The following is an 18,570-nucleotide window of genomic DNA, read 5'->3' as shown; positions in this document are numbered from 1 at the left end:
GATTAATAACCAAACAAAGCACACGGCCGAATTCTTACGTTCTGCCCTGTGCTATTGTCTTAATATTTATTATTTATCGTTGAATCTTTCTTGTAGGACGAACCTGCGGACGTACAGCAGCCTTAACCGTATCTGGTGCGCTGGCTATAGTGTCGCCACTACCTGCGATATCGGCTTTTTCAAACGAGCCTTTACTATTGGATACCGTGTATTTTGTCATACGCTCATCGCTGCGGAAGTAAGTTCCCTCAAGCGTTCGGTCGGGTGTTACAAGCTTGGAAGGTACAAAAGAATAGAGCTCATGGTTGGACTCGTCCCAAAACAACTGCTGACTTGTAAAACGTAAACCGTCCTTGGTAAGTATGCTTACACGGCTTCGCAACTCCCACAATCTCTTCTGGTCGTAATAGTAGGCAGTATCACATTGTATATACGACTGCACATGAAACTTCTCGTCGAACTGCTCAAAGAACAGTCCTTTCTCGAATATCCAACGCGACGGATTGCGCACAGTATTGACCTCCCATCTTTCAGAAACGATGCGATATTTTATCACTCCCGAATCAGAAATCAAGGTATTTACTCCGTAACTAATCATCATAGAAGCAGAGTCGCGGTCGTGCACAGCCGGGGCAGTATGCTCTTTCTGTTCCTCGCACGAGGCCATAAGCACAATGCCTACAATCCATAACAATATGTACTTGCTGTATTTCAAAGCCATTATCTACTTGTTTATTTACTCCATCTTCCACTTGGCAAACCAACGCTCGTTGAAGGTCAAGCCAATATTGATGCGGAACGAATTCTCGGTAACGAATGTCTTGCAATCCTGACGCACCCATTGAGCGGAGATGTTAAGAAGCGAGCGGTTGTTGTAACCATTAACGATAGGAATGCCAAAGCCTGCACTAACGCTATACTCCTTTGGTCCGTTCTGTCCGTTTATCTTAAGATAGTCGGTAGCGTACGACGCGCCTATGCGGTAATGCACACGGCTAAAGAACTTACGGCTGTTCTCTTGTGGACAAATCTCGCCACCCAAGGTAAACTTGTGACGGTCCTTATATGCAAGACCATGCTCGGACATGCCCTGATATTGAGGACTATCTACCGACGACCACTTTTGTAAAGTATAGTCTAAGCCTACCTTCAGCGATCCAGAGTGATTCCACATAAGACCTACACCATAAACAGTAGGTATTGCCAAATCGGATGTACCCTTATGTATGGTGGTATCGGCAACGCCTGTCTGCGAGTTGTTTGATATCTCCTTGCACTGTGGCGTAGAACCAAGTTTGTGACCCAAGCTGTATGTAAGGCCAAGTGTAAGTTCGTCTTTCTTTGTAAGCTTGTGGGTGTACTGCACACCGAAGTCGAGTTTGTAGTTATTGACAGACGCTGTGTAATATCGCGAAAGCGTATTGACATAATTGTCGCTGTACGAGTTTACGATAGAACGTGTGTAGTTGCCCCACAGATAAGAGCCATTGACACCAATAGCCAAACCATTTATTGGCATCCAGCCAAAGCCCAAGTATACTTGATGCAAACCTCCTGTTCCAGTATATGTGTTAGAATAGGTTGTTGAAGAACTTGAACCTATAGAGCTTCCTATCTTTTGTGTGTTAGAGTAATTATAACCCACATTGGTGTATGGCAAGATACCAAAGCTTACACCAAGGTGCTTTGCCAAACGGAATCCGGCAACCACATATTCGAAATTGCCGTTTTGAGCGTTAACCTTAACATCACCCTCCTTATAGTTGGTTATCTGTCCAGAGATTCCAGCGTCAAAAATAAACGACAGCGAGTCGATAGAGGCATACGATGCAGGGTTAAGACTATTAATTTGGTTGTGCTCATGGAAGCCCAATCCCAAACCATTCATTCCACGATTAAAACCTCCTGCCTGTTCGCCAAGAGTGCCTAAGCCATACTGGCTGTAAGGAGAGTTTGTTCCACTTTGAGCCAGAACAGCAAGTGATGTGGCAATCATGGAAGCGGTAATGAGTATTTTCTTCATGTTCTCTAAATCTTGTTTTTTTGATGTATGTCTTTCTATGCCAATCTACATACACATTATATATAATAGGTGGCATTATGCTCCATATTTACTCCTATCGGAACAATTGGTTGCAAAATTATTGAAAAAAAACGAAATAAAGGCACGCTAACTGAGAAATTAAAGTTATTTTTGCATCATGAAACGATTTAAAAGGGAAATAATACATACTATACTGGTATTTTTTTTGTTATTAACAAATAATTTGCCAGCACTTAGCCAGACACAAAAGGCCGACTCATATCTCGATTCTGTCGAGGTTAGTTTGCTCACGTGCGGTCCTCGACCATACGTGTACAGCCTATATGGACATACTGCAATAAGATACAACGACCGTGCACACGGAACCGACCTTGCTGTAAACTATGGCATGTTCTCGTTTGGTAAACCTTTCTTTGTATTGCGCTTTGTATTCGGACTGACCGACTACGAGATGGGTATGGAATACTTCAGCGACTTTGTGTCAACCTATGCAGCCTCGGGCTGTGGCATACGCCAGCAAGTGCTAAACCTAACCAATGAGGAGAAGAAGGCTATCGCTGATGCCATATACACCAATTATGAGCCGCTGAACCGCGTATACAGATACAACTACTTCTACGACAACTGCACAACACGTGCCCGCGACATAATACTAAGTCACATCAAAGGCAAAGTGACATACCACAACAAGATAGACAGTAGCCGCACGTTCAGACAGATGATTCACGAATATAACGAGACTCATCGTTGGGCACGATTCGGCAACGACCTTCTTCTTGGCATTAAGGCAGACCAGCCTACCACTCGCGAAGAACAACAGTTCTTGCCCGAACATCTGGCAAACGACTTTGCCAAAGCCGAGATAAAGGGAAACAATAATACAAACCGACCCTTGGTGACATCAGACACATGGGTATTGCCACGAACAAGTGATGTGGGCAACGACTCGTTTCCATTGTCTCCATTTGCATGTATGCTGACAATAGCATTGACTGTGGTGATTCTTACGGTAATAGAAACCTTGCGCAAGTCTAATTACTGGTGGTTAGACCTCATACTGCTACTATCCACTGGCTTATGCGGACTCATTCTCTTGGCAATGGTTTTCTCGCAACACCCTACAGTGAGCCTCAATTTGCAGATACTTATGCTTAATCCACTATCGCTATTCGCGATTGTTCCCACAATAAAGTCTATACGAAAAGGCAAGCGAAATTGGTGGATTAAGACATGGTGCACATGCCTGTTAATCTTCTTCATAGGCGGATTTTTCCAAGACTATGCCGAGGGTTTGATGTTTGTGGCATTATCTTTGCTATTAAGATATGGCAAGTAGTATACATATTTACGAAATACAACAATAAAGAATGAACAGATACTTATCAACCATAATCCTGCTGACACTGCTCGGCAATATGACCGAGATGTCGGCGCAAAGCCTACAACCAGCTCCACGACTTGTCGTGAATATAGCTGTAGACCAATTGCGCACCGACTATATTGAGCATTTTGCTCCTCTGTACGGCGAAGAAGGTTTCAAGCGTCTTTTGCAAAAAGGCAGAGTGTACGAGGCCGCAAGCTATCCGTTTGCGCCTGTTGACCGTGCATCTGCCATAGCCTCGATAGCTACTGGCACCACCCCACATTATAATAATATTGTAGCCACACAATGGCTCGACCGCACTACATTGCGCCCTGTATTCTGTACAGACGACAATACATATGGTGTGTCTCCACAGAAGATTGCCACCTCAACTGTAGGTGACGAGCTAAAGATATCTACCAAAGGAGCAGCTATTGTATACTCTGTGGCGCAAGAGAAGGATGCTGCGGTACTGTCGGCAGGTCATGCTGCTGATGGAGCATTTTGGGTTAACGACAAGACCAATCTTTGGACAACATCCAATTACTACTCAAAGGGAGCACAGGCTCTTGTAAGAACATACAACAACGCAAGCACCAGGGGAACTACGGGCGACAATGATGCTGTTGCCGATATGTCTATAGCCTGCGTTAAACAAATGGGTATGGGACGCGACAACATTACGGATATGTTGTCGGTAACATTATCGGCCAAAGGTACCGATGCCACCGTATGGCAGTCGGAAATGGAGATTATATATGTAAAGCTTGACCGCACACTTGCATCTCTAATAAAGCGTATTGAGGAGAATGTAGGCAGCGATAAGGTGATGTTTGTACTTACAAGTACAGGCTATACAGACGAACAACAGGTTGACTATCAGCGATTCCGCATACCGTCGGGCACATTCTACATCAACCGCACCGCCAATCTGCTTAACATGTACCTCGGTGCTATATACGGACAAGCTAAATATGTGGAAACCTGTTTCCACAACCAAATTTATCTTGACCGCAAGCTTATAGAGCAACGCCATATCAGTTTTACGGATGTAATAACACGCTCGAAAGAGCTACTCGGACTAACAGCAGGCGTGCGCAACGTAACAACAAGTCCATACAACCCAGCTGTTAGCGGCGACCTTATCATAGAAACCGCTCCAGGTTGGCAAATAATAAACGAAGACAGTCACGAAAATTACTTTTCACGTGCAGCATTTATTCCCTTCCCTATCGTATTGTATGGAGCAGGAGTAAAGGCTGAACGTATAACAACCCCGGCAACAGTCGACCGCATTGCTCCGACTATTGCTAAAGCCATACGTATACGTGCACCAAATGCTTGTTCTTCAGCACCTCTGCAATAGTATTTTGGTCCTGTAACAACGGTAAACACACTTAATATACCGTTTACAGGCTCCAGAATGGTGCTATTTGGATTTTTTTTAGTAATTTTACACCCATATTTAATAACAAGCATATAATAAAACAAAATATACAATGAATTTCAACAAATTATTACAGTCATTGTTTGGCAACAAGTCATCAAAGGACATGAAGCTCATACAACCCCTCGTAAACAAGGTTAAGGAGGCTTATCCTGAGATTCAGAAGCTGAGCAACGACGAATTGCGTGCACGCACAAAGCAACTGCAACAGTATGTACAGGACTCGGCTAAAGAGCAAAAGGAAAAGATTGCCGAGCTGAAGGCAAAGATTGAAGAAACTCCTATCGACGAGCGCGAAAGCATCTTCAACGCTATCGACAAGCTCGAGAAAGAGGTGCTCGACATCTACGAGAAGGCTCTTGACGAGGTTATGCCTGTTGCCTTCTCTATCGTAAAGGATACAGCACGCCGCTTTGCCGAGAACGAGGAGACTGTTGTAACTGCTACCGAATTTGACCGCGAGCTTGCAGCTAATCCAAAGAACGACTTTATCACTATTGATGGCGACAAGGCTATCTACCATAACCACTGGACAGCAGGCGGCAACGACCTGAAGTGGGAAATGGTTCACTACGATGTACAGTTGTTTGGCGGTATCGTTTTGCACCAGGGTAAGATTGCAGAGATGGCAACTGGTGAGGGTAAGACGCTTGTATCTACCTTGCCTGTATTCCTTAACGCACTTACCGGCAATGGTGTACACGTGGTAACTGTGAACGACTACCTTGCTAAACGTGACTCTGAATGGATGGGCCCGCTTTATATGTTCAACGGTCTTTCGGTAGACTGTATCGACAAGCATCGTCCAAACTCTCCAGAGCGCCGCAAGGCATATATGGCAGACATCACCTTCGGTACAAACAACGAGTTTGGTTTCGATTATCTGCGTGACAATATGGCTCTATCACCAGCCGACCTTGTACAGCGCAAGCACAACTATGCCATTGTCGATGAGGTTGACTCGGTACTCATTGACGACGCACGTACACCGCTTATCATATCAGGTCCTATCGCTAAGGGCGATGATCAGATGTTTGAGGAGTATCAGCCATTGGTAGAGCGTCTTGTTGACGTACAGCGCAAGCTTGCAACACAGTATCTTGCAGAGGCTAAGCAGCTTATATCTGAGGGACAGAAAGCAAACGACCAGAAGAAACTCGAGGAAGGCTTCCTCGCACTATACCGCTCGCACAAAGCTCTGCCTAAGAACAAGCCACTTATCAAATATCTCTCTGAGGAGGGTATCAAGGCTGGTATGCTCAAGACAGAGGAGTATTATATGGAGAACAACAACCGCCGTATGCCGGAGGCTGTAGAACCTCTTTACTTTGTTGTTGACGAGAAGCTTAACAGCTGTGACCTTACAGACAAGGGTACAGAATGGCTTGCAAATCAGGTAAATGACAAGGAACTATTCGTATTGCCTGACATCACATCTGAATTGTCGGCTCTTGAGAACGAAAAGGGACTTGACGAACAGCAGCGTCTTGACAAGAAGGACGACTTGCTAAACCATTATGCAGTACAGTCGGAGCGTGTTCACACCCTACAGCAGTTGCTAAAGGCTTACACCATGTTCAATAAGGACGACGAGTATGTTGTTATGGATGGTGAGGTTAAGATTGTGGACGAGCAGACTGGACGTATCATGGAAGGACGTCGTTGGAGCGACGGCTTGCACCAGGCTGTTGAAGCCAAGGAGCATGTTAAAGTAGAGGCTGCCACACAGACATTCGCAACCATTACCTTGCAGAACTACTTCCGTATGTACCATAAACTCTCGGGTATGACTGGTACTGCATCTACAGAGGCAGGTGAGTTCTGGGATATCTACAAGCTCGACGTTGTTGAGATTCCTACAAACCGTCCTATCCTTCGTAAGGACCTTGACGACCGTGTATACAAGACAGCACGTGAGAAGTATGCTGCAGTTATCGACGAAATTGTAGAGATGCGTAACAACGGACGCCCTGTTCTTGTTGGTACTACATCGGTAGAAATATCTGAGCTTATCTCTAAGATGCTCAACATGCGCAAGATTCCTCATCAGGTTCTTAACGCCAAGTTGCACAAGAAGGAGGCTGACATCGTGGCTGAGGCAGGTCGCAGCACAATGGGTGTTGTAGAAATCGTTGACGAGGATGGCAACAAGCACAAAGAAGAACGTCTGCTCGGTGCTGTTACTATCGCTACCAACATGGCTGGTCGTGGTACCGATATCAAGCTTACACCTGAGGTTAAGGCTGCAGGCGGACTTGCCATTATCGGTACAGAACGTCATGAGAGCCGCCGTGTAGACCGTCAGCTTCGTGGACGTGCAGGACGTCAAGGCGACCCAGGTAGCTCTGTATTCTATGTATCGCTTGAGGACAAGCTTATGCGTCTGTTCGCTTCAGAGCGTATAGCAAGCCTTATGGACCGTCTTGGCTTCCAGGAGGGTGACCGTATTGAAAACCCAATGATCTCTAAGAGCATTGAACGCGCTCAGAAGAAGGTTGAGGAGAACAACTTCGGTATACGTAAGCACTTGCTCGAGTATGACGACGTAATGAACAAACAGCGTACCGTTATCTACGAGAAGCGTCGCCATGCTCTTATGGGCGAGCGTATCGGTATGGATATCACTAACGTTATCTGGGACCGCGTTGTAAACATCATCGAGTCTAACGACTACGAAGGTTGCCGCGAGCAGTTCTTGAAGGTTCTTGCTATGGAATGCCCATTCTCAGAAGAGGACTTTGACAACATTAAGAGAGAAGACCTTGAGGAGCGTTCGTTCCAAAGCGCAATGGCTACATTCAAGCGCAAGACAGACCGCATAGAGAGTGTTGCATGGCCTATAATAAAAGAGGTGGAGGAAAATCAGGGCGCTATCTACGAGCGCATTATGGTTCCTATCACAGACGGCAAGCGTGTATACAATATTCCTTGCAACCTTAAGGAGGCTTACCGCACAGAAGGCAAGGACGTTGTTAAGCAATTTGAGCGTGTTATCATGCTTCATATCATTGACGACTGCTGGAAGGAGAATCTGCGACAGCTTGACGAACTTCGTCATAGCGTACAGAATGCATCATACGAGCAGAAGGACCCATTGCTTATCTTCAAGCTTGAGAGTGCAAAACTGTTTGACTCAATGGTTAATGATATGAACAACCGTATCTCAAGCATTCTTACACGTGGTCAGATACCAGAAATGCAGCGTCAGGAGGAAGTTCAGGAAGCTGCTCCTGAACAGCCAACACAGCGTCAGAACTATACAGAGGAGAAGGTTGACCTCGACGATATCGCACAGCAGGAAGCTGCTAATCAGGATACTCGCGAGATTGAAGAGAACCACACTCCACTTGTAAAGGACAAGATGCCAGGACGTAATGATCCTTGTCCATGTGGTAGCGGCAAGAAGTTTAAGAACTGCCACGGAAAGGGACTTGAGTAAAATAAAGACAGCTAACTATAGTTAGCGTACAATGATAATCGAGTAGGAGGAAAACGAAGCAGTTTTCTTCCTACTTTCGTTTTCCGACCTCTCACACCACCGTACGTGCGGTTCCGCATACGGCGGTTCCTATTTTGGATACCATTCGAGATACGCCTCCATTAAAGTAGCATACCCTGCGGAGCGTAGTTTATTGTTATCTATCGCCCTTTTTAGAACAGGGCCGTCAGCTATTCGCCAATAGCCCTTGCGAGTGTTACCCCATTCGTATGCTTGGTATTTATTGATACCGCATCTAATGAGGTTTGCCACTTTTGTCTTGACTCTCTTCCAAGATTTCCATATACACATGCGTATTCTACGTCTTAACCATTCGTCTGTTTCAAGTAAAAGACGTTTCATATTGGCAAGATGATAATAACCTACCCACCCTCTTATGTATTCTTTCAGCTTTTGCTTTCTCTTGGCATATCCCCATCCATTATTGCGACTTGTCAGTTCTTTCAACCTTGATTTCATCTTGGCTTTGGACTTTGGATGTACCGTGAGTTGGCATTTGCCTTTCATCACATAAAAGGAGTAGCCGAGGTATTTTACTCCTCGCACATACGACACTATAGTCTTCTCCTTGTAGACTTTGAGCTATAGAGTATTCTCTATAAATCGGGTTATACTCGCCTTTACTCGCATTGCAGCCATTTTGGACTTACAGAATATCATCGAGTCGTCGGCATAGCGCACAAAGGGAAGCCCTCTGCGTTCGAGTTCCTTGTCCAATTCATTGAGCATGATGTTACTCAACATCGGACTTAGCGGTCCTCCTTGGGGAGTTCCCTCTTCGCTCGCTTCGAACAAGCCTTTGTTCATTACACCACTTCGGAGATATTTGTGTATAAGACTGACCACTCTGCCGTCTTTAATGGTACGGCTGAGGATTTCTATGAGTTTGCTATGGTTCACTGTATCGAAGAAGCGTTCAAGGTCAAGGTCTACTACATATTTGTAGCCTTCGTTGATTATCCTTTGCGCTCCCCGTAGTGCGTCATGGCATCCTCTTCTCGGACGGAAGCCGTAGCTCGTCTTGGAGAATTGGGTCTCATAGATGGGAGTCAATACTTGGTTTATGGCTTGTTGCACCAAACGGTCTACTACTGTAGGTATTCCCAACAGGCGCATCTTGCCATTGTCTTTGGGTATTTCTACCCTTTTCACTGGGTTCGGACGGTAAGAACCGTCCATCAAGGAACGAATGAGTTCATCCTTGTTGGTCAATAGCCATGGGAGTAACTGCTCGCATGACATCTTGTCTATACCACCACAGCCTCTATTTCTCATAACCGCCTTGTAGGCTCGGTTGAGATTTGCAGGACTAAGGATTTGCTCGAAAAGGTGTTCCTTGTCGAATGGTACTTCCACGATGTTGTCTTCACACATCCACATAAAGGTCTGCACTCCCCCATACCATTCGGTTTCCGACCTATCTCTTTGGGGGCAGCCATTAACTTGGGATAACGTTTTCTGCATTCTTTCCTTCATGAGGTATGTTTCAATTAGTATCGTTTAATTGTTAGGTTCTGCCCTTCGTGCAGCGTTATCGAGTATTGCACTACTATGGCGTCTGCTGACTTCTCACGGCAAGCTTTACTCCGCTTCTTTCGTAAAAAAAACTATTTGAAGCGTCCGTGAGACCTCCTCGGATAAGGGCATTGTCTTTCCATCTTATACCCACTTCATTTTTTCGCAAGCTCAAGGAAACTCCACCGACCGTTCCGAATAGCTATGGGACTTTTATTTGCTTTGCAATCTTATCCATGGTTAAATGCCTTATATGAAGTTCCTGTTCGTTAGGTCAGATGTTTGCCGCCAGCTTCCTTCAGATTTCACCTTGCGATGAACACCCTTCCCTTTGACTATGCAATTCCCGCTATTAGGGCTTGCTCGGGACTTCCACCCGTTAGACAATGCTCATGCCGAGCGTACAACAAAAAAGAGGACTGCATCACAGGAGAGCACTGAAAAACCTCTCAAAATCCAAGCCTAACAACAAGAATAGCGGGGCCGCGACACCATTGTGTTGCGACCCCGCTTTTATTAGGAATTTTCAGAAATACTTGAAGAACTCGCCCAATAATGCCTCACAGACCTATATATGACCCCATTTGACCGCATTCCGAGTTTTTTTAAGGCATTTCCGCCTTATTTGCCTCCATTCATGATTTTAATGATACGTTTTACGTTAGCTGCAAACATAGTTACTGCTCCTTGCATACGCATGGCATCTATTCCGTAGGATTCTGCCCTGTCATATCCAAAGACGTTCTTTAACTCAGCATTCTTTGCCTCTATCTTGTAGCGTTCTCTGTAAGCTTTCTTAAACTCCTCTGTTTGTTGGAATGCCAGTTGAGCTTGCTGGGTGGCTGTCTTAATAGTTACGCTATATGTTTTAGATTTCGCACCAGCCTTGTAGCATCCTTCTCTTAAGGCACATGCCTTGCATTTCTCTACATCAAAATAATAGGTATATACTTGGTTGCCTTGTACATTCTTCTTTCCTTGCTTTTCTTGTAGCCATGTGACCTGCTGAGCATACAAACATGCCTGCGTCCTTGTTGTAATCCCATTTATCTGATTCTGATCTAAATCCCTGGCTTATGCAGGGACTAAGCCTGGCTACGATCTTTATATCTTCATTCTTTGCTTTTTTCAGATTGCTATCTCCTGAATAGGCTGCATCTCCAACAACGGCATCTACCTCTATGCCATTTTCTTTGGCTTTGTCTATCAGGTCGGGTAGTTGTTTGCCATCGCCTTTTTCTCCAGAAGTGACCGTGGCTGCTACAATCAGCCGCTCTGGAGTGATGGCAATATGGCTCTTGTAGCCGAAGAACTGATTTTCGGCTGATTTATGGCCAATTCTGGCATCCTTATCCTTAGACGTGGTATAGCGATCTTGTATGTCCTCAAGGGTCTCCATCAGCATGTTGAGACGTTCTTGAATCATGGGGATATTTACCAAGAGTTTATCCTCTGATACTTTATCAACAAGCGCCTTCGTATATGCCAACTCATGCTCCAAACTGTCATCTTCGTTCTTTGCAGGAAGAATATCCTTTATGGATTCGTCATTTTCATACAAGGACTTACGTAATTGTTTTGAGCGAAGTTTCAATATCTGTATAGGAGTATAGGGATTCGAACGAGAGCCTGAGTGAGTAGCGTCAACAATGATAGTATTGGACTTGATTATCCCTTTCTCTATAGCAATGGAAACGGTCTTTGAAATAAGCATATCAAGCAAGTCGATATCCTTAAGTCGAAGTTTTCTGAACTTAGTGAGCGTGCTAGGATTGATTACGCCCTCTTCTGGAGACATGCCTAAAAAGTACTTGAAGGACATGTCGTACATGGAACGTTCAACAACATCTACGTCAGAAGAGTCGTAGATAACTTTCAGAAATAGATACTTAAAAAGTCTGATTGGGCTTTCGGCTTTTCTGCCATTATCCTTGCAGTATTTTGAAACAAGTTCTTTGTAAACAAAAGAAAAGTCTACAAGGTCATTAATTTGGCGAAGCAAGTGCTTCTTGGGAACGACCTTGTCATATAGACCGGAATAATCGGTAAACTGGAATGTTTCTTGTTGTGCTAGCATATCTCTCTAAATATGCTATAAAGGTACAAAAAATAATGCACATATGCAAGTAAAACGACCTACATATGAGCATTATTTTTAGACATAAAAGAATTTGAGAGGTTTTTCAGTGCCCTCGCATCACAGCAATCCCCTTTTTAATAATAGCACTTAATAAAACCTAATTAACTAAACTTACATTTATATTGACAATTTGCAATCATCAAAAGTTACTTAATCACAAACTTCTTACCGTTGCAGATATAAGCACCTGGAGCCAAGATGTACTCAGCATCCTGAGCGTTGCTTACCTCTGCCACCTTCACACCTGAGAGGGTGTAAATCTTCACTGCGCCTGCCTTCTGAGCTGCTACAGTCTGGTTGATACCTGTTGAGACACTCTCATTGGTCTTACCGGCAAGGTTATAAACTGCACCGTTTTCGAATTTCAAATCCTTTGTCTGCTGACCACTGCCGTTGCTGAAGATAATCATGGTAGGAGCAGTTGTCAAATCGCCATCATACTTCCACATCCAGACATCCAAACCTTTCTTCTTCATGCCGGTCTTGGTACATGCTACACCTGGCCAGTTACCACCAGTAAAGTTTTCTGAATCATTCCAAGCCCAGCAGTCTACCTGACTCCAGTCTGAAGGAGCAAGGAAGTAAGCGAAGATACCTGTTGGAGTAGGAATAACTACCTCTTTAATCTTGTTGAAGGTTGCAGAACCAGTCTTGGTTTCATTGTCAGCATTAGTTGCGCTCCAAGTTACAGTCTTGCTCTCGCCTTCCATCATATCAGCACCGAGAGTGAATGTAGAAGCCTTACCAGGAGTAAGAGCTACCTGCTCGCCATTACCAATCTTATACCAACCGCTCTTAGCATTGCTGCTGAGGGTTGCTGTTACGGAGATAGTCTTCTCGAAGTCACCACCATTAGGACTCAAAGTAACCTTGGCTGCAGCATTGACAGGAGCGTCAATTTTCTTGGCACTTTTACCACCATCATACTCCAAGTAGATATCGCCTGTGATACCAGTGATATCACCAGACTGTGCACCGCTACCATTATTCAAGATGACATTGAAACTCTCTACGTCATCGAAATCATAAGTCCAGTATTTAGCACCATCAATCTCCTCAGGACCTTTCATTACCTTACCAGGCCATGCACCTGTCAAATTCTTACCGTCAACACCTGTTGTCCAAGCGTGGATGTAAGGAGCCTTGTCTGCCTTTACATATACGGTGATAGCTGCGTTAGGATCTACCTTGGTATAAGTGACCTTACCTGTCTTCTCCTTGCCTTCAGAGCTTGTAGCGCCCCAAGTCACTGTCTTGGTATCCTTGAAGTTCATGTCTTCACCGATAGTGAAGGTAGCAGGCTTACCAGGGGTCAAATCTACCTTGGCCTGTCCCTCTATCTGATACCAACCAGACAAAGCATCTTCTGAGACCTCAGCGGTAACAGTTACCGTATTGGTGCGGAAACTTCCGCCAGCTGGAGAAAGAGAAACGCTTACAGGCATAAGAGGAGCCTCGTCAACCCAAGTTGTACCAGCCTCTTCATTACCATCATAGGTCTGACCGTCCAGAGACTTAGGAGTTTCATCATAGATGAAAGGACCATCCTCACCTATCTTGCCACCCTTCCAATCCTTCACGAGAACGCGAACCTGACCCTGAGTAGCAGGAGCATCAACGGTGATAGTAGAACCTGTGTAAGTCTTGCCTGTTACCAAGTCTGTATAAGTACCAGCTGGGCAATCTGTGAAAGTAGCACCACCATTGAGGGCTACGAGTGCATAACTGTCCTTATAAGCACGCTTGAAGGCGATACCGCCCTTGGCAGGAGTACAGCCATCGTCAGTCCACTGACCCTTACGGAGAGCAGGAACAGCCTGACGAATCTTGTTCAGACGGATGAGGTGCTGAGCCACATCATGATTCAATGAGGCAGCCACATTACCAGAAGCCTTGTATTCACCGAAGTCTGATGCTTCTACATCACCTGTGATATAACCACCGAAGTAAGCACGACCGGTTTCAGAAAGAGGACCATTAGGACCTCTGTCAATCACAACATCGCGACGGAAACCTACCTCAGAACCATAATAGAGACATGGGATTCCACGGAAGGTGAACATCAGAGAGAGATTCTCTGCCCACTGAGCGTCTGAGCCGCCAAAACGAGACCCAGACCCAGGACCATAGTCGTGACTGTCTACATATACCACATTATAGGTAGCGTCATTATATTTCATATCACCAGTCTTAGCCAAGCGGTATGCGGTGGCAGCATTACCGAAGTTGTAGTGCAATGGGAAGTCGATCACATTGAAACCGCTTGACTGAGAATAGTCTGGCTCATGCCATGCGCCATTCAGCATAAAGGTATTGTTGCTTTCTGGAGAATTCGCATTATCCTTCTCGCAGAGAGGCATCAGCTTATCATCATAACCTGTACCTCTGTCATAGATCTCTTGAGTGTCCCAGTATGACTGGTTGCCATCAAACTGATCCATCAAGTTCTGTGGAGCCTGCCATGTATAATAAAAAGGTGAAAGGTTGTCCTGACCACGGTACTGCACACCACTGTAACGGGAACAAACCTCACCATACATAAAGAATGGAGCCTTGTTCAATCGCTTGTCCTCGTACTTCTTACCGAGGGCAGCAAACTGAGGAATGAACTGCTTGCAGAAGGTAAGACGTGAGATGTGACCGGATGTATCAATACGGAAACCATCGACACCCATCTTGATAAAATTGCCATAGCAGTTGACAAGATATTCAGCCACAGTATTATTTTCAGTATTGAGGTCCACACAGTCACCTGCAATCTGAGCCCACCAACGATTAGGTAAGTCCCAGTTGAAGCTACCGAAATGATGCCAATAGTTATGTATATCGTGGTTATTGCCATCGGTATTCTTCATCAGGGCAAGACGACGCTGATACTGACCAGCAGGCAAAAGACTTGGATAGTCACTACCCAGTGTTTCCAAATTAGGAATCATACAAGCATTGATGTCTGCCTGGTTACGAAGACGTGTATCGCGGTCGAACTCCTTGCAAAAATGCTCCTCACCGAAGTTACCGGAGTGGTTGAGCACGATATCGAGGATAATCTTGATACCCTTGGCGTGAGCCTTGTCGATGAGTTCCTGGAACATCACGTCACCGCTCTTTTTGCCGTCACCGCTCTGATAACGGCAATCTACCTTGGAGAAATCCGAAGCATGATAGCCGTGGTAGTCATAACCGGATGCATTCTGTACGACAGGAGTAATCCAGATGGCAGTGAAACCTAACGCCTTGATGTAGTCGAGCTTGTCGATGACACCCTGGAAGTCACCTCGCCAACAAGGGTCCTTGGTACTCTTCTGTGCTTCCTGGTTATCCCAGCAGAGCACATTGTTTTTAGGATCTCCATCGTAAAAACGGGTGGTGATCATGAAATAGATACTTTCGTCTCGGAAGTCAGTACGATTCGATGTAAACACATCGGTAGCCATCGTCTGCAAGGAGACCAACATGAGCATAAGGACTGCCCATAGCCTTGTAGTAAATCTTTTCATAAGATTGACTGGTTATTAATTTTTAGTTAGTGATGAATATCTATGTTAGTTATGCGATTGTTAATTCCTACGTTTATGGTAACCCTATCCCCTACACACCCTGAAAGGACAGAAGCTATTCGTTTATGGTATGCGGTAAGAGAAACCCTGTTCCCTACACGCCCTGAAAGGGCAGAAGCTCATAGCCCAGGGCATCGCCCTGGGTTGTTTGGGGCGGTAACCTGTCGCCCTGTAAGGTAGGGTGTTCAAAATCCGCAATTTTTTCTGCACGATTTTTGACCCAATAAACGTCATAACTCATTGATATTCTGCAACAATTATATGCATAATGTATCGGAATGGAAATCCTGCANAGATCACTTACTTATACACCTTATTATATATATATACATATCTGTTGATTTATTTCCCGTTTTTTGATTGAGAAAAAAGATTTAAATGTTATTAGAAATAAATATTTTTCAAATTATCTTTGTTTTATTGATTTGAAAACACTAAATTTGCAGAAACTAAACATTATAACATAAACCACAACTAAAAACACTACATTTATGAAGACCAAACTTTTTCTCACATCAGTCCTCTTCAGCTTCGCCATGTCGGCTTCAGCACAGATTCAGTTGCTCTATATGGATCTATACGGACGCGATGTAATCGACCGTAACAAAAAACTATATTGGATGAATGGTGACGACGATCCATGTTATGACATTTTGAACTATAAGAAGGTTGGCAGCAAGGAAACATTTAACCTACGCTCAAAAGAGGAGCCATCAGATACTTATAGTGTCGTGATAAACCTCTTACCCAATGGTGACCCAAAGGATATCACACTGACAAGCAAACAGTATGGCAAAAGAAGTAGCCCCGTTGAGACATCATCTGGAGATGCAAGAGAAGACGCACGTGTTATAAAATACTTTAAAGGACTTGCTGGCTACCCTGCAACTGTTGATGCAAGCGAGGTAGCATCAGACCCTAAATCGGCCGTAAACAACGCTAAAGAAGCTGGTGCTGCAAATGCCACCGAAAAGGTAATGGATGTGGCCAAAGGTGCCGTAAATAAAGTTAAAGGACTGTTTAAGAAGAAAAAATAACAAATAAACCTCACCCCCATCCTTATATAAGATATATCAGATGGGAGTGAGGTGTTTTTTTAATCATCCTTAAAGGATAGTTTCTCCAATTTTTCTTTCAATCGTGGAGCCTCCGATTTCCTTATTGACAGACGAATCTCACATGTATTATCATAAGTCTGTCCTACAATACGAGGCGACATCTCCTTTATAATCTTCATAACATCATTCATCATGATGTAAGGGAAATCATAAACAATCTCTTCCTCTTGATAAAGCTTGATAATCTCCGCATTGGCAATAGCCTCTGCCGCTGCAGTGCGGTAAGCAACAATAAGTCCGCTTGTACCAAGATTTACACCTCCATAGTATCTTACGACAATGATAAGTATATCTGTAAGATTGTTCTTTGTAATCTGTCCTAAGATAGGTTTGCCAGCTGTACTGCTTGGTTCGCCGTCGTCATTAGCGCGGAACAAGGCATAGTCGGGTCCTATTGTATATGCCCAACACACATGTCGGGCATCGTAATACTTCTTGCGAAAATCTGAAACAATCTGCTTTACCTCTTCCTCGGAAGTTACATGAAAGGCAAAAGCGAGAAACTTACTTCGTTTCTCGCTATAAAAACCTTCCGACGTTTTATCTGTAATAGTTAAATATTCGTCTGTCAGCTCCATTAATCTTATGAAAGTTTATGAATTATCAGTCCAGAGCGCAATTTAGGCTCAAACCAAGTAGCCTTAGGCGGCATAATCTTTCCGCTGTCGGCAATATCAATAATCTGCTTCATTGATACCGGATACAGAGCAAGAGCCATACGCATCTCGCCACTGTCTACACGGCGCTTCAACTCTTCTAAACCACGTAATCCACCAACAAAGTCGATACGCTTATCAGAACGCAAGTCCTTAATACCAAGAATCTCGTCAAGAATAAGTCGACTTGAGATGTCCACATCAAGCACTCCGATAGGGTCGTTATTGTCGTATGTACCTTCCTTTGCATTAAGAGCGAACCAGTGACCATCAAGATACAATGAGAACTCGTGCAGATGCTGTGGCTTGTATACAGCCTCACCCTTATCCTCTACTGTAAAATTCTTGGCAAGAGCCTCAAGGAACTGCTCTGACGTTAATCCGTTAAGATCCTTAACAACTCGGTTATAATCAAGCACTGTTAGCTGCGAAGCCTGGAAGCATACTGCCATGAAATAGTTGTATTCCTCGTCGCCCTTATGGTTGGGGTTGTTCTTTGCCTTTTCAGCTCCAACAAGAGCAGCAGCGGCACTGCGATGATGTCCGTCAGCAATATACAGAGCGGGCATCTTTTCAAACTCTTTTGTTATAGCAGCAATATCGTCATCGTTGTCGATAACCCAAAGCTTATGACCAAATCCATCATCAGGAGCAACAAAGTCGTATTCGGGCTTTGTGGCTGCATGACGCATGATAATCTCGTTGAGCACCGAGTTGTCGGGATAAGCAAAGAATACAGGCTCAATATTGGCATCGTTCACGCGAACATGCTTCATACGGTCTTCCTCCTTGTCACGGCGTGTCAGCTCATGCTTCTTTATCACACCATTAAGATAGTCGTCCACATAAGCACCCACAACAAGACCATACTGAGTCTTGCCGTTCATTGTCTGCGCATATATATAATAAGACTCCTTCTGATCCTGACGCAACCAGCCTTTCTCTTGGAACATCTTGAAGTTAGCGGCAGCTTTCTCGTAAACACGAGGATCATACTCGCTTGTACCTGGTTCAAAGTCAATTTCAGGCTTGATAATATGATAAAGACTCTTCTCGTTATCACCAGCCTCAGCTCTTGCTTCCTCACTGTCAAGCACATCGTAAGGGCGTGATGCTATCTGTTCAACAAGATCTTGTGGTGGGCGTACGCCTTTGAATGGTTTAACTGTTGCCATATTTTTGTTTAGATTTAAGGATTTATAGTTTAATATAAGCCTCACCCCCAACTCCT

Annotated in this window: 9 protein-coding genes and 2 pseudogenes; 4 read left to right on the top strand and 7 right to left on the bottom strand. The window is 44.5% G+C overall.

Annotation, left to right across the window (positions count from 1 at the left end):
• Nucleotides 1-73: 73 nt before the first annotated feature.
• Both lptC and bamG read right to left on the bottom strand, forming a co-directional pair.
• Nucleotides 74-721 carry an LPS export ABC transporter periplasmic protein LptC gene (gene lptC, locus C9991_RS08495; protein ID WP_106812130.1) on the bottom strand — a complete coding sequence of 216 codons (648 nt, stop codon included), beginning with the start codon at nt 719-721 and terminating at the stop codon, nt 74-76.
• 15 nt (nt 722-736) lie between these two features.
• The gene (bamG, locus tag C9991_RS08490; protein ID WP_106812129.1) at nt 737-2,023 is read right to left on the bottom strand and encodes a BamG family beta-barrel-assembly machinery protein; all 1,287 of its coding nucleotides are present in this window, start codon (nt 2,021-2,023) and stop codon (nt 737-739) included.
• 244 nt (nt 2,024-2,267) lie between these two features.
• Between bamG and C9991_RS08485 the strand changes: the two genes are divergently transcribed.
• The 3 genes from C9991_RS08485 (at nt 2,268) to secA (ending at nt 8,293) form a co-directional block, all read left to right on the top strand.
• Nucleotides 2,268-3,380, top strand: a complete 1,113-nt coding sequence (locus C9991_RS08485) for an Lnb N-terminal periplasmic domain-containing protein (protein ID WP_232823286.1) — start codon at nt 2,268-2,270, stop codon at nt 3,378-3,380.
• 31 nt (nt 3,381-3,411) lie between these two features.
• Complete coding sequence (locus C9991_RS08480) at nt 3,412-4,773, top strand: alkaline phosphatase family protein (RefSeq protein ID WP_106812127.1); 1,362 nt, start codon at nt 3,412-3,414, stop codon at nt 4,771-4,773.
• Nucleotides 4,774-4,906: 133 nt separating this feature from the next.
• A complete protein-coding gene (gene secA / locus C9991_RS08475) occupies nt 4,907-8,293 on the top strand; it encodes a preprotein translocase subunit SecA (RefSeq protein ID WP_106812126.1) in 3,387 nt (1,128 codons plus the stop codon).
• A 129-nt stretch (nt 8,294-8,422) separates the two neighbouring features.
• On the opposite strand, the pseudogene ltrA reads toward secA, so the two are convergent.
• From ltrA to C9991_RS08460, 3 genes and pseudogenes are all read right to left on the bottom strand, one after another.
• Nucleotides 8,423-9,829: pseudogene (gene ltrA, locus C9991_RS08470) on the bottom strand (group II intron reverse transcriptase/maturase).
• A 660-nt stretch (nt 9,830-10,489) separates the two neighbouring features.
• Nucleotides 10,490-11,945: pseudogene (locus tag C9991_RS08465) on the bottom strand (IS1182 family transposase).
• 209 nt (nt 11,946-12,154) lie between these two features.
• Nucleotides 12,155-15,505: an alpha-amylase family glycosyl hydrolase gene (locus C9991_RS08460; RefSeq protein ID WP_106812125.1), complete on the bottom strand. Its 3,351-nt coding sequence runs from the start codon at nt 15,503-15,505 to the stop codon at nt 12,155-12,157.
• Nucleotides 15,506-16,056: 551 nt separating this feature from the next.
• Between C9991_RS08460 and C9991_RS08455 the strand changes: the two genes are divergently transcribed.
• Entirely contained in the window at nt 16,057-16,602 is a 546-nt protein-coding gene (locus tag C9991_RS08455; protein ID WP_106812124.1) for a hypothetical protein, read from the top strand.
• Between the two features lie 59 nt (nt 16,603-16,661).
• On the opposite strand, the gene C9991_RS08450 is transcribed toward C9991_RS08455, so the two are convergent.
• Complete coding sequence (locus C9991_RS08450) at nt 16,662-17,255, bottom strand: IMPACT family protein (RefSeq protein ID WP_106812786.1); 594 nt, start codon at nt 17,253-17,255, stop codon at nt 16,662-16,664.
• An 11-nt stretch (nt 17,256-17,266) separates the two neighbouring features.
• The gene (locus C9991_RS08445) at nt 17,267-18,514 is read right to left on the bottom strand and encodes a DUF1015 domain-containing protein (protein ID WP_106812123.1); all 1,248 of its coding nucleotides are present in this window, start codon (nt 18,512-18,514) and stop codon (nt 17,267-17,269) included.
• Nucleotides 18,515-18,570 lie beyond the last annotated feature (56 nt).

It is taken from the genome of Prevotella merdae (assembly GCF_900290275.1).
Classification (GTDB): domain Bacteria; phylum Bacteroidota; class Bacteroidia; order Bacteroidales; family Bacteroidaceae; genus Prevotella; species Prevotella merdae.
This window is presented reverse-complemented; position numbering and strand designations above follow the sequence as displayed.